Annotated in this window: 20 protein-coding genes; 6 read left to right on the top strand and 14 right to left on the bottom strand. The window is 73.5% G+C overall.

What is annotated here, in order from left to right; genetic code table 11:
- Nucleotides 1–53: 53 nt before the first annotated feature.
- From OHV05_RS32575 to OHV05_RS32545, 7 genes are read right to left on the bottom strand one after another with little or no spacing between them, the layout of a single operon-like run.
- Entirely contained in the window at nt 54–1,214 is a 1,161-nt protein-coding gene (locus OHV05_RS32575) for a M6 family metalloprotease domain-containing protein (protein WP_405020902.1), read from the bottom strand.
- A gap of 25 nt (nt 1,215–1,239) precedes the next feature.
- Nucleotides 1,240–2,523 carry an alpha/beta fold hydrolase gene (locus tag OHV05_RS32570; protein ID WP_405020901.1) on the bottom strand — a complete coding sequence of 428 codons (1,284 nt, stop codon included), beginning with the start codon at nt 2,521–2,523 and terminating at the stop codon, nt 1,240–1,242.
- Nucleotides 2,520–3,509 carry an ABC transporter ATP-binding protein gene (locus tag OHV05_RS32565; protein ID WP_405020900.1) on the bottom strand — a complete coding sequence of 330 codons (990 nt, stop codon included), beginning with the start codon at nt 3,507–3,509 and terminating at the stop codon, nt 2,520–2,522. Before OHV05_RS32565 ends, OHV05_RS32570 begins: the two co-directional genes overlap by 4 nt.
- Nucleotides 3,506–4,318 (bottom strand): ABC transporter ATP-binding protein, encoded by an 813-nt coding sequence (locus OHV05_RS32560; RefSeq protein ID WP_405020899.1) that lies wholly within the window; start codon nt 4,316–4,318, stop codon nt 3,506–3,508. The genes OHV05_RS32565 and OHV05_RS32560 overlap by 4 nt, the downstream gene beginning before the upstream one ends.
- Entirely contained in the window at nt 4,315–5,307 is a 993-nt protein-coding gene (locus OHV05_RS32555; protein WP_405020898.1) for an ABC transporter permease, read from the bottom strand. Before OHV05_RS32555 ends, OHV05_RS32560 begins: the two co-directional genes overlap by 4 nt.
- Complete coding sequence (locus OHV05_RS32550) at nt 5,304–6,185, bottom strand: ABC transporter permease (protein WP_405020897.1); 882 nt, start codon at nt 6,183–6,185, stop codon at nt 5,304–5,306. The genes OHV05_RS32555 and OHV05_RS32550 overlap by 4 nt, the downstream gene beginning before the upstream one ends.
- On the bottom strand, nt 6,182–7,864 hold the full coding sequence (locus OHV05_RS32545; protein ID WP_405020896.1) for an ABC transporter substrate-binding protein: 1,683 nt from the start codon (nt 7,862–7,864) through the stop codon (nt 6,182–6,184). The genes OHV05_RS32550 and OHV05_RS32545 overlap by 4 nt, the downstream gene beginning before the upstream one ends.
- A 98-nt stretch (nt 7,865–7,962) precedes the next feature.
- Between OHV05_RS32545 and OHV05_RS32540 the strand changes: the two genes are divergently transcribed.
- Nucleotides 7,963–8,931 carry a LysR family transcriptional regulator gene (locus OHV05_RS32540; RefSeq protein WP_405020895.1) on the top strand — a complete coding sequence of 323 codons (969 nt, stop codon included), beginning with the start codon at nt 7,963–7,965 and terminating at the stop codon, nt 8,929–8,931.
- Between the two features lie 7 nt (nt 8,932–8,938).
- Here OHV05_RS32540 and OHV05_RS32535 read toward each other — a convergent pair whose 3' ends face one another.
- Both OHV05_RS32535 and OHV05_RS32530 read right to left on the bottom strand, forming a co-directional pair.
- A complete protein-coding gene (locus OHV05_RS32535; protein WP_405020894.1) occupies nt 8,939–9,898 on the bottom strand; it encodes a hypothetical protein in 960 nt (319 codons plus the stop codon).
- 13 nt (nt 9,899–9,911) lie between these two features.
- The gene (locus OHV05_RS32530; RefSeq protein ID WP_405020893.1) at nt 9,912–11,582 is read right to left on the bottom strand and encodes a serine/threonine-protein kinase; all 1,671 of its coding nucleotides are present in this window, start codon (nt 11,580–11,582) and stop codon (nt 9,912–9,914) included.
- Between the two features lie 251 nt (nt 11,583–11,833).
- Here OHV05_RS32530 and OHV05_RS32525 point away from each other — a divergent pair, with 251 nt between their 5' ends.
- A complete protein-coding gene (locus tag OHV05_RS32525) occupies nt 11,834–12,394 on the top strand; it encodes a GNAT family N-acetyltransferase (RefSeq protein WP_405020892.1) in 561 nt (186 codons plus the stop codon).
- Between the two features lie 6 nt (nt 12,395–12,400).
- On the opposite strand, the gene OHV05_RS32520 is transcribed toward OHV05_RS32525, so the two are convergent.
- Entirely contained in the window at nt 12,401–13,462 is a 1,062-nt protein-coding gene (locus tag OHV05_RS32520; protein WP_405020891.1) for an ATP-dependent DNA ligase, read from the bottom strand.
- Between the two features lie 94 nt (nt 13,463–13,556).
- Between OHV05_RS32520 and ligD the strand changes: the two genes are divergently transcribed.
- The 3 genes from ligD (at nt 13,557) to OHV05_RS32505 (ending at nt 16,372) form a co-directional block, all read left to right on the top strand.
- Nucleotides 13,557–14,552 (top strand): non-homologous end-joining DNA ligase, encoded by a 996-nt coding sequence (ligD, locus tag OHV05_RS32515; RefSeq protein ID WP_405021594.1) that lies wholly within the window; start codon nt 13,557–13,559, stop codon nt 14,550–14,552.
- Between the two features lie 47 nt (nt 14,553–14,599).
- The gene (locus OHV05_RS32510) at nt 14,600–15,250 is read left to right on the top strand and encodes a maleylpyruvate isomerase N-terminal domain-containing protein (protein WP_405020890.1); all 651 of its coding nucleotides are present in this window, start codon (nt 14,600–14,602) and stop codon (nt 15,248–15,250) included.
- Nucleotides 15,251–15,367: 117 nt separating this feature from the next.
- Nucleotides 15,368–16,372 carry a YdcF family protein gene (locus OHV05_RS32505; RefSeq protein ID WP_405020889.1) on the top strand — a complete coding sequence of 335 codons (1,005 nt, stop codon included), beginning with the start codon at nt 15,368–15,370 and terminating at the stop codon, nt 16,370–16,372.
- 3 nt (nt 16,373–16,375) lie between these two features.
- On the opposite strand, the gene OHV05_RS32500 is transcribed toward OHV05_RS32505, so the two are convergent.
- The gene (locus OHV05_RS32500; RefSeq protein WP_405020888.1) at nt 16,376–17,560 is read right to left on the bottom strand and encodes an 8-amino-7-oxononanoate synthase; all 1,185 of its coding nucleotides are present in this window, start codon (nt 17,558–17,560) and stop codon (nt 16,376–16,378) included.
- A 248-nt stretch (nt 17,561–17,808) separates the two neighbouring features.
- Between OHV05_RS32500 and OHV05_RS32495 the strand changes: the two genes are divergently transcribed.
- A complete protein-coding gene (locus OHV05_RS32495) occupies nt 17,809–19,353 on the top strand; it encodes an APC family permease (protein ID WP_405020887.1) in 1,545 nt (514 codons plus the stop codon).
- A 38-nt stretch (nt 19,354–19,391) separates the two neighbouring features.
- Here OHV05_RS32495 and OHV05_RS32490 read toward each other — a convergent pair whose 3' ends face one another.
- The 3 genes from OHV05_RS32490 to OHV05_RS32480 form a co-directional block, all read right to left on the bottom strand.
- Nucleotides 19,392–20,882: an NCS1 family nucleobase:cation symporter-1 gene (locus OHV05_RS32490; protein ID WP_405020886.1), complete on the bottom strand. Its 1,491-nt coding sequence runs from the start codon at nt 20,880–20,882 to the stop codon at nt 19,392–19,394.
- A 239-nt stretch (nt 20,883–21,121) separates the two neighbouring features.
- Nucleotides 21,122–22,498 (bottom strand): IS1380 family transposase, encoded by a 1,377-nt coding sequence (locus OHV05_RS32485; RefSeq protein ID WP_405020885.1) that lies wholly within the window; start codon nt 22,496–22,498, stop codon nt 21,122–21,124.
- A gap of 207 nt (nt 22,499–22,705) precedes the next feature.
- Nucleotides 22,706–23,956, bottom strand: coding sequence for an ATP-grasp domain-containing protein (locus OHV05_RS32480; protein ID WP_405020884.1), 1,251 nt, complete (start codon nt 23,954–23,956; stop codon nt 22,706–22,708).
- Nucleotides 23,957–23,961 lie beyond the last annotated feature (5 nt).

The following is a 23,961-nucleotide window of genomic DNA, read 5'->3' as shown; positions in this document are numbered from 1 at the left end:
TGGGGGAAGCCCCTGCGGTGCCCCGACGCGAGTCGGTGGACGGTCAGCAGGCGTTACCGCCTGCTGACCGTGACGGTGTCGGCGAACCGGTCCCGGCGCAGGACGTCGATCCGGACCCCGGTGGCGGGGTCGTCGAAGGACTGTCCCGGCCCGTACGCCGCCAGGTCGAGCGGCGTGCAGCCGGCCGGCGGCGTGGCGCCGGGGTTGCCGTTGACGACCTGGATCGGGCCTTCACCGGTCGGGACCGCGCTGTCGACCTTGTAGACGAGCACCCCCGTGGAGCAGGCACCGGCGTCCCCGCCGACCGCCCGGCGGGACTCGACGACGTACGCGGTGGTCTCGCCGGTGCGGATCACCGCGATCTTGGTGCCGCCGGGGCGTTCGACGGCCCCCAGGCGTACGGTGCGGGTGCCCGCGGCGGGCAGGCAGGCCACCTGGCGGTCGTCGATCCAGCCCAGCTTCCAGCGCTCCCAGCCGAGTTGCTCCGGGGACGGGCCCGAGATCAGGCCCATCAGGTCCCAGCCGCCGACGAACCGGTGGTAGTCGGTACCGGCGAAGGCGTACAGGTCGGGCAGGCCGAAGGTGTGCCCGGTCTCGTGCGCGGCGACCTTGGGGCCCCAGCGGTACATGTCCTGCCCGAACGTCACCGCCCACTTGAGGCGCTTCCCGTCCACCACGATGCCGGCGGTGGCCGGGTCGTAGAGGTAGGTGGGCGAGAAGCTGATCGCGGCGGCGGACCTGGTCGGGACGACGTAGACCATGTCGTACCGGGCGAGGTCGGTGTACGGGGCGGCGGCCTCCGCGGCCTGCCGGACGTACAGCTCGTGCTGCTCGAAGGTGATGCCGCGGTCGAAGCCGTAGGAGGCGGAGTCCTGCGGCATGTGCAGCCAGCGGTTCAGCGGGGTGATCTCCAGGCGGGTCCGGCCGTCCGAAGCCTCCTTCAACCAGTCGGCCGCCGGGGCGAGTTGCCGGTAGTAGTCGGCGAACTCGCCGGTGGCCGGGGCGTCGGGGAAGTCGACGTGGAGCATCAGGACGCGCTTGGTGCCGACCGCCCGTTGGAACTGGGTGCGGTCGGTGTCGTGGCCCTCGTCGGTCCAACCGGTCCGGCCGGGCAGTGCGCACCCGGCGGCCGGGGCGGGGGCGGCGGCGGCCGGGACGGCCGTCGCCAGCGGGAGGGCAAGGGCGACGGCGGCGGTGAGGGTGCGGAGTCGCATCAATCTCCTTGGCGGTGAGGGGTTGTCAGATCCGGTCGGCGGCGAGGTCCATCAGGCGGGCCAGCACGCGGCCCCCGGAGGCGGTGACCCCGTCGTGCTCCCACTCGTTGGTGACCCAGGTCCGCAGGCCGCCGACCGCACGGGCGGTGCGCAGGGACAGCTCGGCGTCCACGTACATGTCGTCGTGGTAGATCGCGGCGGCCACCGGCACCCGGTTCGCGGCGAGCCGGGCGGGATCGTAGAGGTCGGGCCAGTCGGTGCGCTGGGCGAGCAGCTCGACGGCCTCGGCGAACGGGCGCAGGCCGGTGATGTCGCGGAACATCCAGGGGTAGATCATCTCGCCGGTGAGCAGCAGCGGGTCGGCCTCCTCGGCGAACTCCGGGTGCTCGGCCAGGGCGCGCAGGGCGGCCCAGCCGGTGGCGCTGCCGGGCCGTCCGTAGATCGACTCCTGCAGGGCGGCGAACAGCGGGTTCTCGGTGAACCCGGTCAGCTGGGCCACCTGCTGCAGGAAGGTGGCGGAGAGTCCGCCGTCGGCGTCGCACGCCTCCTCCAGCAGCCAGTGCAGGCGGGTGGAGCCGTCGCCCATGCCGAGCATCAGCCCGAGGGTGCGGAGCCGGCGGACGGTCAGCGGATCGCCGTCGGGGAGCAGCACCGGATCACCCCCGAGCAGGTCGGCGATCCGCCGGAGCTGCTCGCGGTCGCCGGGGTGGCGGGCGTAGTGGGCGGTGACCTTGTCGCGCACCCGGGGGTAGGTGGCGGCGTACACCTCGTCGGCGGTGCCGTCGAGGCCGGGCAGGCCGCCGGTGACGTAGCAGGCGCGCAGCCCCTCGGGGGCGGCGGAGAGATAACTGAGGGTGACGAAGCCGCCGTAGCTCTGACCGAGCGTCTCCCAGGGTTCCTGGTCGCAGAGCTGAGCCCTGATCAGCTCCGCGTCGGCGACGATCGAGTCGGCCCGGAACAGGGCGAGGTGGTCGGCCAGCCGCCGGGGGCTGCGGAAGCCGGCCGCGCTGCGGGCCGTGACGGGGGTCGAGCGGCCGGTGCCGCGCTGGTCGAGCAGCAGCACCCGGTGGGTCTTCAGGGCGTGGCCGAGCCAGCCGCCGCCGGCGTTCAGCGGGCGTGGGGACTTCCCGCCGGGGCCGCCCTGGAGGTAGAGCAGCCACGGCAGCCGGTCCGCCGCCCGGGCCGGGTCGGCCAGCGCCCGGGCGAAGACCTCGATCGTCGCGCCGCCGGGGTCGGTGTGGTCGAGCGGCACGGTGAAGAGGTGGTCGGTGACCGCCAGGCCGGGCAGCTGGTGCGTGTGCAGGATCATTCGGTGAACTCCGGGTAGTGACAGGCGACTTCGTGTCCGGGCGCGAGCGTCCGCAGCACCGGCCGGTCGACCGCGCAGCGGTCGGCCGCCCGCGGGCAGCGGGTGCGGAAGCGGCAGCCGCTGGGCGGGTCGAGCGGGCTGGGCAGGTCGCCGCGGAGCACGATCCGCTCGCGGGTCCGCTCGGCGTCCGGGTCGGGCAGCGGCACGGCCGACAGCAGGGCACGGGTGTACGGGTGGGCGGGGGTCGCGAACAGGGTGTCCCGGTCGGCGGTCTCGACCACGGAGCCCAGGTACATCACCGCGATCCGGGTGCTGATCTGCCGTACGGCGCCGAGGTCGTGCGCGATGAACAGGTAGGCGAGGCCGTACTCGTCCTGGAGGTCCTTGAGCAGGTTGAGGATCTGGGCCTGCACCGAGACGTCGAGCGCCGACACCGGTTCGTCGCACACCACCAGCTTCGGCCGGAGCGCCAACGCCCTGGCGATGCCGATGCGTTGGGCCTGCCCGCCGGAGAACTCGTGCGGATGGCGGTCGGCGTGCTCCGGCCGCAGGCCGACCCGCTCCAGCAGCCGCTCCACCGGTTCGTCCGGGGTCAGCCCCTGGTACCGGAAGGGCGAGGCGAGGATCTGCCGGACGGTCTGCCGGGGGTTGAGCGAGGAGAACGGGTCCTGGAAGACCAGTTGGAGCTCGCGGCGCACCCCGGGGTCGTCAGGTCCGTCGAGGTCCCGCCCGGCGAACCGGACGGTGCCGGAGCTGGGTCGCTCCAGCCCGGTGATCAGCCTGGCCACCGTGGACTTGCCGCAGCCGGACTCGCCGACCAGGCCGAGCGTCTCGCCGGGGCCGACCCGTAGTGAGACGCCGTCGACGGCGGTGACCTGCCCGGCGAGCCGCCGGGTGAAGCCGTGGCGCACCGGGAAGCGCTTGACCAGGTCACGGGTTTCGAGCAGGGCACTGTGCTCGACTTTTCGCTTGCTTCGCTCGCTCATGCCGTCGCCTCCAGGGTGGGCAGCCGGTGGGGCAGCGGGCCGTCGATCCGCGGCACGCAGGCGAGCAGGCCGCGGGTGTACGGCTGCTGCGGCCGCTGGAAGACCTCGTGGACGGTGCCGCGTTCGACCGCCCGCCCCTGGTGCATCACCACGACCTGGTCGGCGAGCCCGGCGACCACGCCCATGTCGTGGGTGATCAGCATGATCGCGGTGCCGGCCTCCTGCCGCAGCTCGCGCAGCAGGTCCAGGATCTGTGCCTGGACGGTGACGTCGAGCGCGGTGGTCGGCTCGTCGGCGATCAGCAGGTCGGGTTCCAGGCAGAGTGCCATCGCGATCATCACCCGCTGCCGCATCCCGCCGGAGAACTCGTGGGGGTGGCACCGGGCCCGTCGTTCGGGCTCGGGGATGCCGACCCGCTCCAGCATCCGGACGGCGACCCGGTGGGCCTCCCGCCGCCCGGCCCGGTGGTGCGCCCGGTAGGCCTCGGCGATCTGGAAGGCCACCGAGTAGTAGGGGTTGAGGCAGGACAGCGGGTCCTGGAAGACCATCGCGATCCGGTCCCCGCGCAGCCGGCGCAGCGAGCGCTGGTCGAGCGTGGTCAGCTCGCGTCCGTCGAAGCGGATCTCACCGCGGACGGTGGCGCCCTGGAGCAGGCCGAGCACCGCCAGGCTGGTGACGGACTTGCCGCTGCCGGACTCGCCCACCACGCCGAGCACCTGACCGGCACTCAGCTCCAGGTCGAGCCCGTCCACGGCGCGGACGCCGGAGCGGAAGTCCACCGTCAGGTCACGTACGGTCAGCAGATTCATGCGACGGCCCGCACTCTCGGGTCGAGGGCGGCGTAGACCAGGTCGACGGCCAGGTTGGCGAGCACCACGAAGGCGGCGGCGAACAGGGTCACGCCGAGGATCACCGGCTGGTCGGCACCCGCGATGGCGTCGGCCGCGAGCTTGCCGACCCCGGGCAGGCCGAACACCGACTCGGTGATCAACGCACCGCCGAGCAGCGCGCCGAGGTCCATCCCGAAGATCGTCACGATCGGCATCAGCGCGGGCCGCAGCGCGTGCCTGCGCACCACGGTGCGCTCGGGCAGGCCCTTGGCCCGGGCGGTGCGGACGTAGTTCTGGCCGAGGCTGTCGAGCATCTCGCCGCGGGTGATCCGGGCGTAGACCCCGGCGTAGAGCATGGCCAGGGTGATCCAGGGCATCACCATCGACTGCGCCCAGCCGACCGGGTCCTGGGTGATCGGGACCACCCGGGGGTAGGGCAGCACTCCGAGCTGGACCACCAGCAGGTACTGCAGCACCAGCGCGGTGAAGTAGATCGGCAGCGAGATGCCGCCGAGCGCGGCGGTCATCGCGGCGCGGTCCCACAGGCTGCCGCGCCGCAGCGCGGACACCACGCCCGCCGCCACGCCGACCGCCAGCCAGAGCGCGGCCGCGCCGAGCGCGATCGAGATGCTGACGGGCAGTCGGTCGGTGAGCAGGTGCCAGACCGGCCGGCCGGTCTGGAAGCTGAACCCCAGACAGGGGAACGGGCACTGCACGGCGCGCTCGCCGGTGCCGTACGTCCGGCCGCCGACGATGCCGCCGAGGTAGTCCGCGAACTGGGCCGGCGCGGAGCGGTCCAGACCCAGGGTGGCGCGGATCTCGGCGATCCGGGCCGGGCTGCACGCCTTGCCGCAGGCGCCCTGGGCCGGGTCGGCGGGCATCAGGTAGAAGATCGAGAAGGTGATGGCGCAGATCACCACCAGGACGGCCGCGGTGACGGCCAGTCTGCGCAGCAGGTAGAGGATCATCGTTGCTGGCTCCGGGGGTCGAGCGCATCGCGCACCGCGTCGCCCAGCACGTTGAAGGCGAGCACGGTGGCGAACAGGAAGGCGCCGGGGATGAGGAAGTAGACGGGGTCGGCGGCGTACCAGGGCACGGCGGCGGCGATCATCTGGCCCCAACTGGGCGTCGGCGCCTGCACGCCCACGCCGAGGAAGGACAGGCCGGCCTCGGTGGCGACGCAGGCCGGGACCGACATGGTCGCCACCACCAGCACCGGGCCGGTCAGGTTGGGCAGCACCTCGCGCAGCAGCAGGGCCCGCCGGGAGGCGCCGAGCACCCGGGCCGCAGCCACGAACTCGCCCCGGGCCAGCACCATCGCCTGCCCGCGCACGATCCGGCCGACGTACGGCCAGCCGAAGAACCCGAGCACCACCACCAGCAGCAGCCGGCGGTCCGCGCCGGGTGCGGCCGAGATCAGCGCGATCATGAAGATCAGGCCGGGGAAGGACATCAACAGGTCCATCAGCCGGCCGATCACGGTGTCGGTCCAGCCGCCGAGGAAGCCGGCCAGCAGGCCGAGCGTGGTCCCCAGCAGGACCGACAGCGCGGTGGCGAGCACGGCGATCAGCAGCGAGACCCGCGCGCCGTACACCACCCGGGTGAGCACGTCCCGGCCGTTCACCGGTTCCACGCCGAGCCAGTGCTCGGCACTGATCCCGCCCGCCGGGCCGCGCGGCAGGCCGCCGAGCGCGGCGTCCACCGCCTCGCCGTGGAACTCGGTGGGTGAGTTGCCGGTGAGCCGGCCGACCAGCGGGGCGGCGAGCGCGGCCAGCACCAGCAGGGCCACCACGGCCAGCGCGAACGCCGCCGAACGGCGGGTCAGCAGCCTTCGCAGGACGGTCACTTCCGCAGCCCCAGCGAGACCAGGTCGAGCCGGCCGACGAAGGCGGTGTGCCCGTACGCCCCGGTGACGTTCGGTCCGACCAGGATGGCGGCCTGGTCCCAGAGGAAGGGCACCACGGGCGCGTCCCGCATGATCCGACCGGCGAGCTCGCCGTACGCCGCCTGGGCGGCGGCCGGGTCGCCGAGCGTGCTGATCTCGTCCAGCCGCTTGTTCACCTCGGCGGAGTCGTACTGGGCCCGGTTGTTGTTGCCCTCAGCGGTGATCAGGCGGCCGTCGAACAGGATCGGCAGGTAGGTCGAGGCACCCGGCCAGTCCGGGGTCCAGCCGTCGATCACCAGGTCGTGCTGCCGGGCCGGGCTGCCCACGGTGGAGTAGAACGCCGAGGAACTGATCTCGTTGATCTTCACGGTGATCCCGGCCCGGGCCAGCGATGCCTGCACCGCCTCGCCCTGTGCCTTGCCGCCCGCGGTGGCCGGGGTGTCGAGGGTGAGCGTCACCCCGGCGGCGTGGCCGGCCTCGGCGAGCAGCGCCTTGGCCTTCGCCGGGTCGCCCTTGCCGTCCTTGCTCGGGTACCGGTCGTCCGCGACGTGGCCGGGCAGGGTGGGCGGCAGCAGGGTGGTGGCCAGCTCGCCCGCGATCGGGCCGCCCCGGGTGGTGCGCAGGGCGTCCTTGTCCAGCGCGTACGCGATGGCCTGCCGGACCCGGACGTCGTCCAGCGGCTGGTGCCTGGTGTTGATGCTCAGGAACCGGGTGTTGATCGACTCCCCGGTGACCAGCCGCTGCTTGAGCTGAGGGTCGTTCAGCACCCGCCCGACCGAGGCAGGACCGATCGGCTCCATCGCGACCGCGTCGGCGTCCTCGCCCTGACCCGCGATCAGCCGCTGGTCCAGCACGGCCGGGTCGAGGTTGAGGTCGATCACCACCCGGTCGGGCAGGCCCTTGCGGACGGTGTCGGTGGCCTGGTCCCACGCGGTGTTGCGGACCAGCGTGAGCTGCTTCTTGGGTTCGAACCGCTCGATCTTGTACGGGCCGGAGGAGAACGGGCGGCCGTCGTAGCCGACGCCGGTGTCCTTGTCCTGCGGGACCGGGGCGAACATCGGCAGCGACACGGCCGAACCGAAGTCGGAGACCGGGCGGTTGAGCCGGAAGACGATGGTCCGGTCGTCCGGGGCCTCGATCGACGCGAGCCCGGCGGGGTTCTGGTACGGGCCCTTGAACGCCTCGCCGCCGGCCAGCCAGAGCCGGGCGTACGGCGGTCCCTCGGGCAGCTCGGCGGCGAACGTCCGCTCCACCCCGTACTTGACGTCCTTGCTGGTGACGGGCCGTCCGTCCTCGTACTTCACGCCCTCCTTGAGGGTGAAGGTCCAGGTCTTCGCCCCGTCGCTGGGGCGCCCGGTGTCCGTCGCCAGATCCGGCACGATCCGGCCGCCGGCCGGCCCCGGGGCGGGTGCGAAGGTGGTCAGCGTCCGGTAGATCAGCCGGCCCACGTCCTGGGTGGAGGTGACGTAGGCGCGGGCCGGGTCCAGGTGCTCCAGGTCGAGGCTCGACAGCACGTGCAGCGTGCCGCCGCGCACCGGGGCGGCGTCGCCGGCGCCGGTGCCGCCCGTGGCCGTACAGGCTGCCGTCGCCAGCAGCCCGAGCGCCGCGACCAGGGCCGATCGGGCCCTTCGTGTTCTCATTGTCGCCACTCCTATGTCATATGACATTTCACATGTGGGACAAGATTGGCTGCTCGGAGCCCTTCCCGGGAGCTCTCATCACTCCATAACATCCGGCTATGGAGCTCGAGATACGCCACCTGCGGATCATCTGCGCGATCGCCGAGTCCGGGAGCCTCAGCCGCGCCGCCGCCGCCCTCCGGCTCAGCCAGCCGGGGCTCAGTGCGCAGCTGCGCCGGATCGAGACCATGCTCGGCGGCCGGCTCTTCGACCGCAGGCCCTCCGGGGCCGTGCCGACGGCGTTCGGCGAGGTGGTGCTCGCCCGGGCCCGGTCCGTCCTGCCCACCATCGACGACCTGCTGGGCACCGCCGCGCTGGCCGCCAGGGCCGGTGACCCCGTGCCGCAGCTGAGGCTCGGCTCCGTCAACGCTCCACCGCTGGGCGGGCTGATCACCACCCTCAAGATCCACTTTCCCGGGGCCCGGATCGTCTCCCGGGGACACGGCTCGTCGGTACCGCTGGTCGACGACGTCGCCAACGGCCGCCTCGACGTCGCCGTGGTCGGCGACAGCCCCGGCTTCGAACTGGCCCCCTGCCCCGGCGTCGCGCTGCACCCGATCGCCACCGAACCGCTGTTCGTCGCCCTGCCCGCCGGCCACCGGCTGGCGGCGCGGGACGAGGTGACGCTGGACGAACTCGCCGACGAGGACTGGGCGTCGCCGCACCCCGACGACGACCGGATCCGGGAGTACTGGTCCACCACCCTGCTGGCGACCGGCCACCGGATGCGCACCGTCCACGAGGTGGAGGGGCGGCTGCTGCTGGAACTGGTCCGTGGCGGCCACGCGGTGAGCCTGTGCCAGGCCACCTTCGAGGAGATCCCCGGCATCGCCGTCCGGCCGATCGTCGGCAACCCACTGTGGTACCGCCACCTGCTCGCCTGGCACCGCGCCGGGCCGGTGGCCCACCTGGGTCCGACCCTGGTCCAGCACGTCGCCGAAGCCCAACGAGCCGTCGGCGCCCGCAGCCCCACCTACCGGCGCTGGCTGCGCGACCACCGCCCCGAGCCCGACCTGCGGGCCGGGTGACGAGCGGTCAGGCGCAGTCGTAGGTGAACGAGACGGCGGCCGTGTGGGAGTCCGGGGCGAGTACCTCCAGGGTGGCGGTGGCGTCCATCGAGCCCTGGCCGTGGAAGGACCAGCGGAGCACCAGCTCGGTACTGCGGTGGCCCCGGGCGATGTGCTGGGTGAGCTCGCCGGAGTCGGTGCCGTCGCTGCGGCGCCAGCGGTAACTCAGGTCGCCGCCACCGCCGTCGGTGGCCAGGACGGCCCGGATCACCTGGGTGCCCTCGCAGCCGAGCGCCGCCGGGTCGGTCTCCATCGCGACCGAGTCGACCACCATCGGGCGGCCGTACTGCTGCCAGGCCCAGTACCCGAGGGCGGCCAGCAGCGCGAGCAGCAGCGGCAGGATCAGCCACCGTCTCCAACGGCGCCTGCGGGGCGGCTCGGCGGTGCCGTGCCAGACCGCGGCGGCCTGCGGCGGGACCCCCGGGCCGAACCGGCGCAGGCCGTCCGGCTGGGCCGGGACCGGCGCGACGGCCGGGGCCTCCCGCCGGGTCGGGTCGTCGGCACCGGCGGGCGGTGCGGCGGCGGGCCACACCTCGGGGTCGAGGAAGGTCGCGCTCTCGAACGGGGTCGGCTCCGCCGGCAGCCGCAGCTGCACCGTGCCCCCGGCCGGCGGCGGGCCGAGCCGGACGGTGCCGAACGGCTCGTCCTGGTTCAGCCGGACCGTCGACTCCTCGTTCAGCGCGGCGGTCTGGGCCGCCGCCTCGGCCGGATCGATCCGGAGCTGGACGGTCTCGTTCGGCCCGGGCGGCGGACCGCCGAGCCGGACGGTCTCCGTCGGTGCGGCGGCGGGCTCGGCGGGCTCGGCGGGCTTCTGGCGCCGTACCGGGCCGAGGGCCACCACGGGTGCGGGTGCCGGTGCGGGCTCCGGGTCCGCCGGCTTGCCGAGGCGCACGGTACGGTCCGGTTCGGACGCCGGTGGAGTGGTCATGGCTGTCCTGCTCTCAGCGGGGCGGGTTGCAAGTGATGGTGTCCAGGGTGAAGGTCGAGCCCTGTCCCCGGCCGGCGGCCGGCGTGCTGGCCAGCCGGACGGTCAGCGACCGGGCCGCGCCGAACGGCATCGAGTCGCTGAACTTGACGCTCACTTGGCCCTTGGGCAGCGCGACGGTGTGGGTGACCGGGAACCTGGACACGCTGCTGGTCCAGGTCAGTGTCAGGGTGCCGTCGGCGGCACCGTCGGTGCTGACCGTGCCCGAGACCGTCATGTACGAAGGGGAGCAGCTCGCCGAGCCCGCGATGTACACCACCCGCAGCGGCGGCCCGGGCGGCGTGACGGTCGGCGTGGGCGTGACGGCGGGCGGCGGCGGTGCGCTCGCGGACGCGGTGGTGGTCGGCGTCGGGGCCTTCGTGCTCGGGCTCGGCTTCGGCGGCGCCGCCACCGTCGCGGAGGCGGCGGCGCTCGCCTCCGCCGATGCCGAGGCCGAGGCGGAGACCGACGGCGAGGGTGACGGGGACTCGGAGGCCGCCGGGGTCGGTGACCCGGTGTCGGCCGGCGAGGGCCCGCCGCCCGCTCCGAGCGTCGTGGTCGCCTTCGGCGCGGCCACCGCCGTGCTCCCGCCCGAGCCGGTGGCGCCCGCCACCGCGACCCCGGCGAGCGCTCCGGCCACCAGCACCACCCCGACGCCCGCGCTCAGCAGCTTGGCCCTGGTCCCGAACCGGGCCGGCCCGGCCGCCACCTGACCGATCGTCGTGGTCGCGAACGACGTGCTCCCCACCGAGGGCGCGCCGCCGTACGGCAGCAGCCCGGGCAGCAGGGCGACCAATGCGGCGAGCCGGTGCCGCCCCCGGGCCTCCCAGTCCGGTCCGTACGCGGCGCCCGCCACCGCCTCCAACTGCTCGATCAGCAGCGCGGCGCCGTTCGGCCGCTGCTCCGGCGTCTTGGCCAGCCCGGCCAGGATCAGCGGGCGCAGCGCCTCGGGCGCCTGCTCGGCCGGGATCTCCGCCTCGGTGTGCTGGACTGCCAGCTCCATCAGCGTGGTGCCCGCGTAGGGCTTGGCCCCGGTCAGGCACTCGAAGAAGGTGGCGGTCGCGGCGTACACGTCGGTGGCGGGCGCGGCGGGGCGGCCGGCCCACTGCTCGGGCGCCATGTAGGCGGGGGTGCCGGCGATCGTGCCGGTGTCGCCGACCCGGAGCGCGATGCCGAAGTCGACCAGCTTCGACGCACCGTCGGTGGCGACCAGCACGTTGCCCGGCTTGTAGTCCCGGTGCACCACCCCGGCCCGGTGCGCGGCGACCAGGCCGAGCAGCGAGCCCTTGAGCACGGTGAGGGCGGCCTCCGGACCGGTGGCGCCCTCGGCCCGCAGCAGGTCGCGCAGCGAGATGCCGTCGACCAGCTCCATCACGATCGCGGCCCCGTACGGGCTCTCCACGTACTCGTAGAGCCGGGCCACGTACGGCGAGTCCAGCCCGGCCAGCAGTTCGGCCTCGGCCCGGAAGCCCTCGTGGTCGGCCGCCGCACCGGAGAGGTACTTGACCGCCACCGGCGTACCGGTGGCACGGTGCCGGGCCAGTACCACCCGGCCCGCCGCACCCGCGCCGAGCTCGCGCCCGTGCTCGTAGTCCGGCAGCTCCCACCGCTGGTCCTGCGGTCCTGCCTTGGTTATCGCATCGTCCATCTGTCCCACCCCGAGAACTCGACCCACACCGCATGCTGGCCACCGAGAGTGACGCGGCCGACGGCCGACGGGTTCCGGCCCGCGGGCGATGATAGGTCACAAGTCCACTGCTCCGTGTACTTCTTACCGGATCGACCGGCCGCTCGCACAGACGGGCGAAGGATGGTTCGTGGTCACTGTCCGTCGCCTGCGTCGCCCGGCACCCGAAACTCCGTTGCAGGGCGCCGCCGCCGAAGCCGATCATGCCGGGCATGGACATTCCGCTGCAGGTGATCGAGCTCGACGAACTGACGCTGCGCCGCTTCGACGGCGCGGCGGACCTCCCGGAGCTGCTCCGGGTGATCGAGGAGTCGTTGGAGCACCTGCGGCCCTGGATGCCCTGGGTGGCCGAGCACAGCCCGGCCAAGACCGCCGACTTCCTCGACCGCCGCGCGGAGTGCTGGGCCGACGGGACGGAGTACACCTACGCGATCGTGCTGGACGGGGCGATGGTCGGTATCTGCGGCCTGTTCCGCCGTGACGACACCCCGGCCGACGGCCGGGAGATCGGCTACTGGCTGCACCCCGCCGCCACCGGCCGGGGGCTGGCCACCCGGACCGCCCGGGCGGTGACCGAGCAGGCGTTCCGCCTCCCCGGGGTGGAGTACGTCGAGATCGCGCACGACTCGGCCAACCGCGCGAGCGGCGCGGTCCCGGCCCGGCTCGGCTACACCGAGCACCTCCGGCGCCCGGCCGAACGCCTCGCCCCGGCCGAGACCGGCGAGGACACGGTCTGGCGGCTGACCCGCCCTCAGGGCGCCGCCGGCTCCTGACCCCGGTCAGCCGCCGAGCAGCTCCGCCAGGTCGTAGCCGACCGGCTCCTCCAGCTGCCGGTACGTGCAGGAGGCCGGCTCGCGGTCCGGGCGCCAGCGCTTGAACTGGGTGGTGTGCCGGAACCGGGTGCCCTCCATGTGGTCGTAGCCGACCTCGCAGACCCGCTCCGGGCGCAGCGGCACCCAGCTCAGGTCCTTGCCGCCGGTCCACCGGCTCTGCCCGCCGGGCAGCCGGGCGGACGCCTGGGCCTCCTCGTCCTGCCAAGCCATCCACGGGTGCTCGGCGCCCTCGGGGAGCCGCAACTCCGCCAGCTCCTCGACCAGTTCGGCCCGCCGGGCCATGGTGAACGAGGCGCAGACCCCGACGTGCTGGAGCTGTCCCGCCTCGTCGTACAGGCCGAGCAGTAGCGAGCCGACCACCGGGCCGCTCTTGTGCTCGCGGTAGCCGGCCAGCACGCAGTCGGCGGTCCTGGTGTGCTTGATCTTGTACATCGCCCGGGCCCCCGGCTGGTACGGCTGGTCCAGCTGCTTGGCCACCACCCCGTCCAGGCCCGCGCCCTCGAACTGGCCGAACCAGCGCTCGGCCACCGCCAGTTCGGTGGTCGCCGGGGCCAGGTGGACCGGCGGCCCGGAGTCGGCCAGCGCGGTCACCAGCGCCGCCCGGCGCTCGCTCAGCGGCCGGTCCAGGTAGGAGTCCGCGCCGAGGGCGAGCAGGTCGAAGGCGACGAACGAGGCGGGCGTCCGCTCGGCCAGCGTGCGGACCCGGGAGGCGGCCGGGTGGATCCGTTCCAGCAGCTCCTCGAAGTGCAGCCGCCCGTCGTGCGCGATCACGATCTCGCCGTCGACCACGCACCGCTCCGGCAGCTCGGCCCGGACCGCCTCGACCACCTCGGGGAAGTACCGGGTCAGCGGCTTGCCGGTGCGGCTGCCGAGTTCGACCTCGTCGCCGTCCCGGAACACGATCGCCCGGAACCCGTCCCACTTGGCCTCGTAGTGCAGGCCGGGCGGGATCCGGGTGACCGCCTTGGCCAGCATCGGGGAGACGGGGGGCAGCACGGGGAGGTCCATACCCCGATGGTGGCGGTCCGTCAGCCCGAACGCCCGTCAGAACGCGCGGGTCCGGCCCGGTCGGCCTAGCGTGGGCGCCATGGCGAGCACGGCGATCGAGTTGGACGTGGACGGCCGCGCGGTACGGCTGTCCAGCCCGGACAAGGTGTACTTCCCCGGGCCCGGGTACACCAAGCGGGACGTGGCGGAGTACTACCTCGCGGTGGCGCCCGGCGCGCTGCGCGGGCTGCGCGACCGGCCCACCACGCTGCAGCGGTTCCCGGACGGGATCGAGGGCGAGTTCTTCTACCAGAAGCGCGCCCCGAAGAGCCTGCCGGACTGGCTGCCGACCGCCCGGATCGCCTTCCCCAGCGGACGCACCGCCGACGAGATCTGCCCGACCGAGGCGGCCGCCGTGCTCTGGGCGGTCAACCTCGGCTGCCTGACCTTCCACCCGTGGCCGGTCCGCCGCGCGGACACCGAGCACCCGGACGAGCTGCGGATCGACCTCGACCCGCAGCCGGGCACCGACTTCCACGACGCCGTGGCGGCCGCGCACGAGCTGCGCGCGGTGCTGGCGGAGCACGGGCTGCGGGGCTGGCCGAAGACCTCCGGCGGGCGCGGCCTGCACGTGTACGTGCCGATCGTGCCGGAGTGGACCTTCGCCGACTGCCGGCACGCCGTGATCGCGCTCGGCCGGGAGCTGGAACGGCGGATGCCGGGCCGGGTGACCACCAACTGGTGGAAGGAGGAGCGCGGCGAGCGGATCTTCGTGGACTACAACCAGATGGCCAGGGACCGCACCATCGCCTCCCCCTACTCCGTCCGGCCGCACCCGGAGGCGACCGTCTCGGCCCCGCTGCGCTGGGAGGAGCTCGACGAGGTCGCCCCCACCGACTTCACCATCCGCACCATGCCCGCCCGCTACGCCGAACTGGGCGACCTGCACGCGGACCTGCCCGAGCACGCGTTCCGGCTCGACCCGCTGCTGGAGCTGGCGGGCCGTCAGGCCGCCGAGCACGGCGTGGGCGACCTGCCGTACCCGCCGGACCACCCCAAGGTCGAGGGCGAACCGCCCCGGGTGCAGCCCAGCCGGGCCCGCAAGCACTGACCGGAAATCCCCGGCGACCCCGCCGGCGGGCGGGGTACCGTCCTGCCATGACCATGATCCGATCCGACCGGCCGGTGACGCCGGACGACCTCGACCTGGCCGTCCGGCTCGCCGTCGACACCCTGCGCGAGGCACCCGGGACCGCCTGGGACCACCCCGCCGGCTCGCTGGAGTGGACCTGCTGGGAGACCGTCGAGCACCTGGCCGACGACCTGTTCGCGTACGCCGCCCAGCTCGGCCCGCGCACCCCGCCGCTGACCGGCGAGGTGCCCTTCGTCTGGGAACGGCGCCGGCCGGGCGGCCCCGCCAACGCGATCGGCGCCGACCGGACGGCCGGCCCGGCCGGGCTGCTCCAGGTCCTGGAGTCCTGCGGCGCGCTGCTGGTCGCGATGGCCCGCACCACTCCCCCGCAGGTCCGCGCCCACCACGGCTTCGGCGTCTCCGACCCCGAGGGCTTCACCGCGATGGGCATCGTGGAGACCCTGGTGCACACCCACGACCTGGCCGAGGGCCTCGGCCTGCCCTGGACCCCGCCCGCCGAGCTCTGCGCCCCGGTGCTGGCCCGCCTGTTCCCCGACGCCCCCGCCGACGCCGACCCCTGGCCCACCCTGCTCTGGTGCACCGGCCGCGCCGAGCTGCCGGGCCGCCCCCGCCGCACCGAGTGGCGCTGGAACGGCGTCCCGGCCGACGAACGCTGACCGACCGTCGGCTCGCGGTCCGGTCCGGGTCGCGCGGCAGGCCGGCTCCGGTCGGCCGCGCCACGCCTGCGGCCGTCCTGGCTCCGCCCGCGGGCCGGGCTGCCTAGGATCGGTCAGATGATCGCCTACGCGCTCGCCATCCTGTTCCTGGTGCTCTTCGGGCGCAACGTCCGCCGGGACCGCCGCCGGTTCAGCAACGCCGTCCTGCTCGGGCTCGCGGTGGCCTTCCTCGCCCTCGGTCTGCTCGGCGAGCTCGACCGGCTGCCGCCCGTCGTGCTGGACGCCGTCGCGGTACTGACCCCGTTCGCCGCCCTGCCCGCCGCGCTCGCGGTGGCCGTCTGCCTGCTCGCCAACGGCGTGGTGATGGCCCGGCACGAGGGCACCCGGCTGGCCAACCTGCTGTCGCTCGGCGCCGGACTGGCCCTGCTCGGGGTGATCGCCCTGCTGCTGACGGCGGCCCGGGTCGACTCCCGGCCGCTGCACGTGGTGGCGGGCGCGGTCCTGCTGCCCGCCGGGTACCTGGCATTCCTGCTGCTCTGCTTCCTCGGGTACTCCTGGCTGTACGGGCGGCTGCCGGTCCGCCGCGACGCCGACTTCCTGGTGGTGCTCGGCGCCGGTCTGATCGACGGCGACCAGGTGCCCCCGCTGCTGGGCGCCCGGCTCGACCGGGCCTTCGACCTCGCCGCGGCGCAGCAGGCCCGGGGCCGCCCGCCGGTGCTGGTGGTCTCGGGCGGCAAGGGCGACGACGAGCGCTGCTCGGAGGCGTCCGCGATGGCCGACCACCTGATCGCGCGGGGCGTCCCGGCCGACCGGATCCGGCTGGAGGACCGGTCCCGGAACACCGCCGAGAACATGGAGTTCAGCGCGACATTGATGGCGGCCGAGCGGGAGCGGTACCGCTGCGTGGTGGTGACCAACGACTTCCACGTCCTGCGCACCGCCCTGATCACCCGCCGGGCCGGGGTGCCGGGCCAGGTGACCGGCGCGCCGACCGCGGCCTACTACTGGCCGAGCGCCGTGCTGCGCGAGTTCGTCGCGGTGCTGGTCTCGTACCCGGTCCACAACGTCTGCGCGATCCTGCTGCTGGCACTGCTCGGCGGCGCGGCCGGCTGGCAGGGCTGAGGGTCAGCCGCGCGGGGCGGTGCGCCGGATCACCTCGACGGCGGCGGCGATCTGGGCGTCCGTCAGGTCACCGCGCGCGGTCAGCCGGAGCCGGGAGACGCCGTCGGGCACGGACGGCGGGCGGAAGCAGCCGACCGCGAGCCCGGCGGTGCGGCAGTCGGCGGCCCAGGTCAGCGCGGCCTCCGGGCCGGGGGCCCGGACCGAGACCACGGCGGCGTCCGGGATGCTGGCCGCCAGCCCGGCGGCGGTCAGCTGCGCCGACAGCAGCCGGGCCACCTCGCGGGCCCGGTCGGCGCGCTCGGGTTCGGCCCGCAGCAGGCGCAGCGCGGCCAGCGCGGCCCCGGCGGCCGCGGGGGCCAGGCCGGTGTCGAAGATGAAGGTGCGGGCGGTCTCGGTGAGGTGCCTGATCACCCGTCGGGGCCCGACCACCGCGCCGCCCTGCGAGCCGAGCGACTTGGAGAGCGTGACGGTGGCGACCGTGTCCGGGGCCCCGGCCAGACCGGCGGCGGCCAGTGCGCCGCGGCCGCCGGGGCCGAGCACGCCGAGGCCGTGCGCGTCGTCGATCAGCAGTGCGGCGCCGTGCGCGCGGGCGGCCGCGGACAGCTCGCCGACCCGGGCGGCGTTGCCGTCCACCGAGAACACCGAGTCGCTGACCACCAGCGCCCGCCGCTGGGTCCGCGCGGCCAGTACCTCGGCGACGGCGGCCGGGTCGTCGTGCGGCGCCCGGTGCACCTGGCTGCGGGAGAGCCGGCAGCCGTCGATCAGCGAGGCGTGGTTGTGGGCGTCCGAGACGATCAGGGTGTCCGGGTCGGTCAGCGCGGTCAGCGCGGCCAGGTTCGCGGCGTAGCCGGAGGAGAACACCAGCGCGGCCTCGGCCCCGCAGAACTCGGCCAGCTCTTCCTCGAGTTCGGTGTGCAGCGCGGTGGTACCGGTCACCAGCCGGGAGCCGGTGGCGCCGCCGCCCCAGCGGAGCGCCGCGTCGGCGGCGGCCCGGGTGACCACCGGGTGGCGGACCAGGCCGAGGTAGTCGTTGCCGGCCAGGTCGAGCACCGGGTCCTCGGCCGGGCGGCTGCGCAGCGTCCGGGTCAGCCCGGCGGCCGCCCGCAGGTCGGCGGCCTGGTCCAGCCAGTCGAAGACGGCGGCGGGAGCCAGTGGCGGGGCGGTGACGGGCGCGGCGGAGGTGACCATGGCCGCACTCTGCCATCCGGGCCGCCCGCCGGGCAACGGCCACGACCGCTCGACGCTGTCCGGAGAACCACCCTCACCTGCGGATTCACCGCACCGGCCGGTGCACCGTGTGGCTGAGTTCACCCGAAGGCGGCTGCCCCGGCGGGCCACCGCCGGCGCACCGCCGCACGGGTGGTTCCGGGCGGTTCGGCGCCCCGGTCCGTGACATCGCGCGGCCCGCCCGCCGATGATCGCGGTCGGGAGGCCCAGTGCGCGCGAGCGACCGCAGTACCGACGGCGAACACCTGGCGGAGCCGGACCTGCAGGAGAAGGGACTGCGCTCCGGCGCGGTCGGCCTGGTGGCGAGCGTGGTGCTCAGCGTCTCCTCGGTCGCACCGGTGTACGCGCTGACCGCGACCCTGGGGCCGACGGTGGGTCAGGTCGGCCTGCAGATGCCCGCGGTGTTCCTGGCCGGGTTCCTGCCGATGCTGCTGGTGGCGTTCGCCTACCGGGAGCTGAACCGGGTGATGCCGGACTGCGGCACCTCCTTCACCTGGACCGCCAAGGCGTTCGGCCCGCACGTGGGCTGGATGTGCGGCTGGGGCCTGGTGGTGGCCACCATCATCGTGCTGTCCAACCTGGCCGGGGTGGCGGTCTCGTTCTTCTACCTGCTGCTGGCCCGGGTCTTCGAGCACCCGAGCCTGGCGGACCTGGCGCACCACAAGGGCCTCAACGTCCTGACCTGCGTGGTCTTCGTGGCCGCCGCCACCGCGATCGCCTACCGGGGGGTCGGGCTCACCAAGGAGGTCCAGTACGTCCTGGTGGGGCTCCAGTTGGCGGTGCTGGCCGTGTTCGCGCTGTTCGCCTTCGTCAAGGCCGGCCAGGGGCGCTCGCCGCTGGCCGTCGAGTTCAGCTGGCAGTGGCTGGACCCGTTCGCGGTCCAGTCCTTCGCCGCCTTCACCGCCGGGCTCTCGCTCTCGCTCTTCATCTACTGGGGCTGGGACACCTCACTGACCGTCAACGAGGAGACCAGCGGCAGCGCGAAGACGCCCGGCCGGGCCGCGCTGCTCACCATGCTGGTGATCCTCACCAGCTACCTGGTGGTGGCGATCGCGGCCCAGCGGTTCGCCGGGGTCGGCAGCAGCTCGTACGGGCTGGGCAACCCGGAGACCGAGGACAACGTGTTCGCCGCGCTGGCCGATCCGGTGCTCGGCAACCTGGCGATCCTGATCTTCGTCGCAGTGCTGGCCAGCTCGGCGTCCAGTCTGCAGACCACCTTCCTGCCGCCGGCCCGCACCATGCTGGCGATGGGCACCTACCGGGCCATCCCGGCCCGTCTGGCCCGGGTCCACCCGAGGTTCGCCAGCCCGTCCACCGCGACCCTGGTCTCGGGGGTGGGCACGGCGGTCTTCTACTCGGTGATGACGTTGATCAGCGACAGCGTCCTGGTGGACACCATCTTCGCGCTGGGCATGATGATCTGCTTCTACTACGGCCTCACCTCCTACGCCTGTGTCTGGTACTTCCGCCGCGAACTCACCCACTCGGTCCGGGACTTCCTCTTCAAGGGCGTGTTCCCGCTGACCGGCGCGGTGCTGCTGACCCTGGTCTTCGCCAAGACCGCCGTCGACACCTGGGACCCGGACTACGGCTCAGGCACCTCGCTGTTCGGCATCGGCACCGTCTTCCTGATCGGCTTCGGGCTGCTGCTGCTCGGCGTGGTCCTGATGTTCGTCTGGCAGTACCGCGCCCCCGCGTACTTCCGGGGACAGACCCTGCGGCACGACACCCCCTCGCTGGTCGTCGAGGACTGAGCCGTCCCGAGGCGTGGCCCTCCATGTGCCGGTCGGCGTCAGTCGGTGCGCGGCGGGGCGAGCCGGGTCAGGGCGGTGTGCAGCAGCAGCGCCGCCCCGAAGCCGACCGCCCAGCCGTAGTCGGCCAGCGGTTCGAGCAGCGGGATCAGGCCGTCGGCGGGGAACGGTCCGCCGTGCGAACCGCCGACGGCCAGCAGCCCGCCCACCGCCAGGGCGGTGACGGCGCGCCAGTTCCAGCCGCCGGTGTACCAGTAGCGGCCCTCGCGCCGGTAGAGGTCGGCCAGCACCAGGTCGGTGCGGCGGATCAGCCAGTAGTCGGCGATCAGCACCCCGCCGACGCTGCCGAGCAGGCCGCCCACCGTACCGAGCCAGGTGAAGATGTAGAACGCCGGGTCGGAGACCAGCTTCCACGGGAAGATCACGATCCCGACCACGCCGGTGACCAGCGCGCCGGTACGGAAGTTGACGAACCGTGGCAGCAGGTTGGCCAGGTCGTACGCGGGGCTGACCACGTTCGCGGCGATGTTCACCGACAGGGTGGCGATCAGCACGGTGACCAGTGCGAACAGGATGCCGACGGTGCTGTCCATCTTGGCCGCCAGCGCCACCGGGTCCCAGATCGGCGCGCCGTAGACGGCCTGCGAGCCCGAGGTGACCAGCACCGAGAGCAGCGCGAACAGGGTCATCGTGGTGGGCAGGCCGAGCGCCTGGCCGACCGCCTGGGCGCGCTGGCTGCCGCCGAACCGGGTGAAGTCCGGGATGTTCAGCGACAGGGTCGACCAGAAGCCGATCATGCCCATCAGGGCCGGGAAGAAGACCTGCCAGAAGCCGCTGCCCCAGCCGAGCGCGGACGGCTGCGAGAGCAGCGGGCCGAAGCCGCCCGCCTTGGCCGAGATCCACCCCAGCAGCGCGAGCGCCCCGACGATGACGAACGGCGCCGCCCAGTTCTCGAACCGGCGCAGCGTCTCCATGCCCCGGGCGATCACCACCATCTCGACCAGCCAGAACAGCAGGAAGGACAGCCACTGGGTCCAGGGGTGGCCACCGACCTGGGACGCCCCCAGCCAGTCGGCCCCGATCAGTTCGCCCGCCAGCAGGAAGATCGCGGAGCCGCCGATCCAGGACTGGATGCCGAACCAGGCGCAGGCCACGGCGGCCCGCAGCAGCGCGGGCAGGTTGGCGCCGCGCAGGCCGAACGAGGCGCGGGCGAAGACCGGGAACGGGATGCCGTACCGGGTGCCGGCGTGGCCGGTCAGCAGCATCGGGACCAGCACGACCAGGTTGGCCAGGCCGATCGTGAGCACTGCCTGCTTCCAGTCCATGCCGAGCGCGACCAGGCCCGAAGCCAGCGTCCAGGACGGCACGTTGTGCGCCATCCCGACCCAGAGGGCGAGGAAGTTGTAGGTGGTCCAGCGCCGGTCGGCGACCGGTACCGGGCGGAGGTCCTCGTTGGCGAACCGGGGGTCGGTCAGGGCGACGTCGGGGAGCAGTTCGACCCGTCGGTCGGGGTGGACCAGCTGGCTGGACAAGGGCAACTCCCGGGTGAGAGCGGTGGGGTGGCGTCGATGATCCCGCCAACCCCGCCCCTTGCCTAGCCTCGATCTTGCATGACGGCTCGTCAGCTCGGCTGGCGGGCCGTTTCTGCTTGTCCGGGCTGGGTCTTCTGCCTATAGAAATACCGAGGGCCCGACTGTCGCGTCGGTTGGGCGCCGGGTTCCGCGGTTCCGGATGTTGTCTGGTGTTCGTCGGGATGGGGTGATGTCGCTGGTCAGCCGGGGTCCGGCAGGGCGTGCAGGCGCTCGAAGGCACTGGTGATCGTGTCGGTCCAGGGCCAGTGGCGGGCCAGGCGGAGGTAGCGGCGGCGGCCGGTGGTGACGAGCTGGGCGGCGGCGGAGAACAGCCGCAGCCGTAGGCGTTTGGGTTCCCATCGGCGGGCGGTGCCGGTCAGGGCGAGCATGGGCATCCAGGCGAGCAGGTCGAGTGCGAGCTGGACGATCTCCAGCCAGATCTGGTTCTGGGTGGCCTGGTGGAGGGGCAGGTTGCGCAGTCCGGTGTCGCGGGCGGCGCGGATGCGGTCCTCAGCGCGGGCCCGCTGGCGGTGCCGCAGCTCCAGCCGGGCTATCGGGGTGCCGGTGGAGTTGGTGGCGAAGCAGGTCAGGCGCATGCCGTCGGCGTCGGTGAAGCGCAACTGCGCGCCGGGGTGCGGCCGTTCCTTGCGGACGATCAGCCGCATCCCCTTCGGCCAGCCTTTGAGGACATCGCCGGCGAGCTCGGCAACCCAGGCGCCGTCGCGGATCTCTCCGCCGGGTTCGACTGCGGGGGTCCAGGCAGAGGCCGGGATCTTCAGCACGGCCTGGTGGATGCCGCCGGTGATGGTCATCCCCACCGAGTAGGACAGCCACCGGCCGCGTGTGGTGAGCCAGTTCAGGAAGTCGTGGGTGCCGCCGGCGGAGTCGGTGCGGATCAGGGTTCGGCGTCCGCGCCGGTACTTCTTCGGTAGCTGGGCCAGTGCCGTCCGGGCCGCTTCGATGTGGTCTGCGGCCGTGTTGCTGCCGGCGTTCCCCGGCCTCAGCAGGCCCGCCACCGGTTCCCCGGACCCCTCGCGGCCGTGGTCGACGAACGCGAACAGCGGGTGGTGCCCGAACGTCTTCTTCCAGGTCTTGGCGGCGTCCTGCTTCTCGGAGTGCGCGAGGACCAGCACTCCGTCGATGTCCACGGTCACCTCGCCGCCCGCGTCCGGGGCCGCCTCGCCGGCCAACCGCCAGGCCCGCTCGCGGACTTCGGCCCGCGCCCGACGGATCGCCGCGAGTGCGCGGGGCCCGGCCGCGGCGAGGGTGTCGACCAGGCGCGAGACGGTCGGGTCGGAGGCCACCGGGCCGAACACGGCGGGCTCGGCCCGCAGCATCGCGACATCAGCCAGGCAGTCCCCGCCAAGGGCCACCGCGAGCGCGACGTCCAGCAGGACCTTGCCCGGGTCATGGACGGCCCGAGCCTTGCGCCACGGCGCCAGTGCCGTCGATATCGCCGCATCTAGCCCTGTCTTGCGGGCGGTCTCGACCAGCAGCACGGCGCCGGACTGCGAGACCACCCCGCGGCCACCGCCCTCGACGCGGACACGCGGGTACGACCCGGTACGCTTACTCACCTGGAAAGTGCCTCCGACCGGGGCGGGAACAGGGACCTAGACAATCCTCATTCTCGCTGGTCAGAGGCCCTTTCTGCTTTCCTGATCACCCGTCGGACAGCTGGCCTCATGAAAGCCCGAGGCTAGTGCCGTGCCCCAACCGTTTCACGTCGGAAACAGGCCGGGAACGCGCCGCCCACCGGGAGTCGGCGCGTCCGGCCGGTCACCTCAGCTCGCCGGGGTGGTCTCGATCCGCACCGCGCCGACCGCCGACTCCGCGTTCCGCAGCGCCTCCAGCGAGTCCGCCCCACTGGCCGTCACCGAGCCGACCCGGTCCCAGGAGCTGCGCAGCTCCCGAACCGTCTCGCCGGGCGCCAGCTTCAGCGTGAGGGAGAGCACGCCGGGCAGTTCCCGCGCCTGCTCGACACCGGTCACCGAGACCACCTCGCCGGGCACCGCCTCGATGAAGCGGACCGCCGCACCGCCCGCCGCCTGCCGGGGCATCGGCTCGGGGCGGCCGCCCCGCATGACGGTGTAGAAGTCGCGGGCCAGGTTGATCCGGTAGGCCTCCTCGATCAGCATCGGGATGCCGTCACCGGGGAAGCGTCCGGCGCACTCGACCAGGTAGGGCAGGCCGTCGCTGACGATCCACTCGCAGTGGATGATGCCGCTGCCGAAGCCGACCGAGCGGATCACCGTCTCGGTCTGCGCCACCAGCAGCGCGCTCAGCTCGGCCGAGATCCCGGCGGCCGGGACGGTGTGCCCCAGCTCGATCGGGCGCGGTCCGGGGAACAGCAGCTTGCCGGTGACATTGGAGAACAGCACCTCGCCCTCGCGGACCAGGAACTCGACGCTGTACTCCTCGCCCTTCACGAACTGCTCGATCAGCATCCGCAGTTCGCGCTCCCGGTCCGGGACCACATGGCCCTCGTCCTGGTTGATGCACTCTTCCCAGGCGGCATCCAGGCCCTCCAGCGAGTGCAGCACCTTGGTGCCCACCGAGGCCTGCCGGTTGGCCGGCTTGAGGACCAGCGAACCGGGGTGCGCGGCGGCGAACTCCCGGACCTCGTCCGGGGAGGAGACCTCCCGGGAGGCGGGGTTCGGGACACCGGCCGCCCGGCTCACCTTGCGCAGCACGGACTTGTCCCGCAGGATCTGGGCCGCGCCGGCCCCCGCCCCCGGCACCCCGTACCGCTCGGCCAGCCGGGCCGCGAACGGGGTGGCGTACTCGACCAGCGGGGACACCAGCGCCGGGTCGAGGTCGGGGTAGGTGTTGAAGAACTCGTCGGCGGAGGCCGGGAGTTGGTACTCCCACTCGATCAGCTCGCGGAGCATCGCGGCGCCTTCGAGAGCGGCCTTGACGTCACCCTTGCGGATCACGTCCGGCTCGTCGATGACGATCACCGAACCGGGAGCGAACTCCTTGATGTACGGGAGCACGTTCACGAAGCCGACGATGATCCAGGGCTGCTCGGTCATTGGTG

The organism is Kitasatospora sp. NBC_00070 (assembly GCF_045041205.1).
Taxonomy (GTDB): domain Bacteria; phylum Actinomycetota; class Actinomycetes; order Streptomycetales; family Streptomycetaceae; genus Kitasatospora.
Note: the sequence above shows the minus strand (reverse complement) of the source record. Positions and strands in the feature narration are given on the sequence as shown.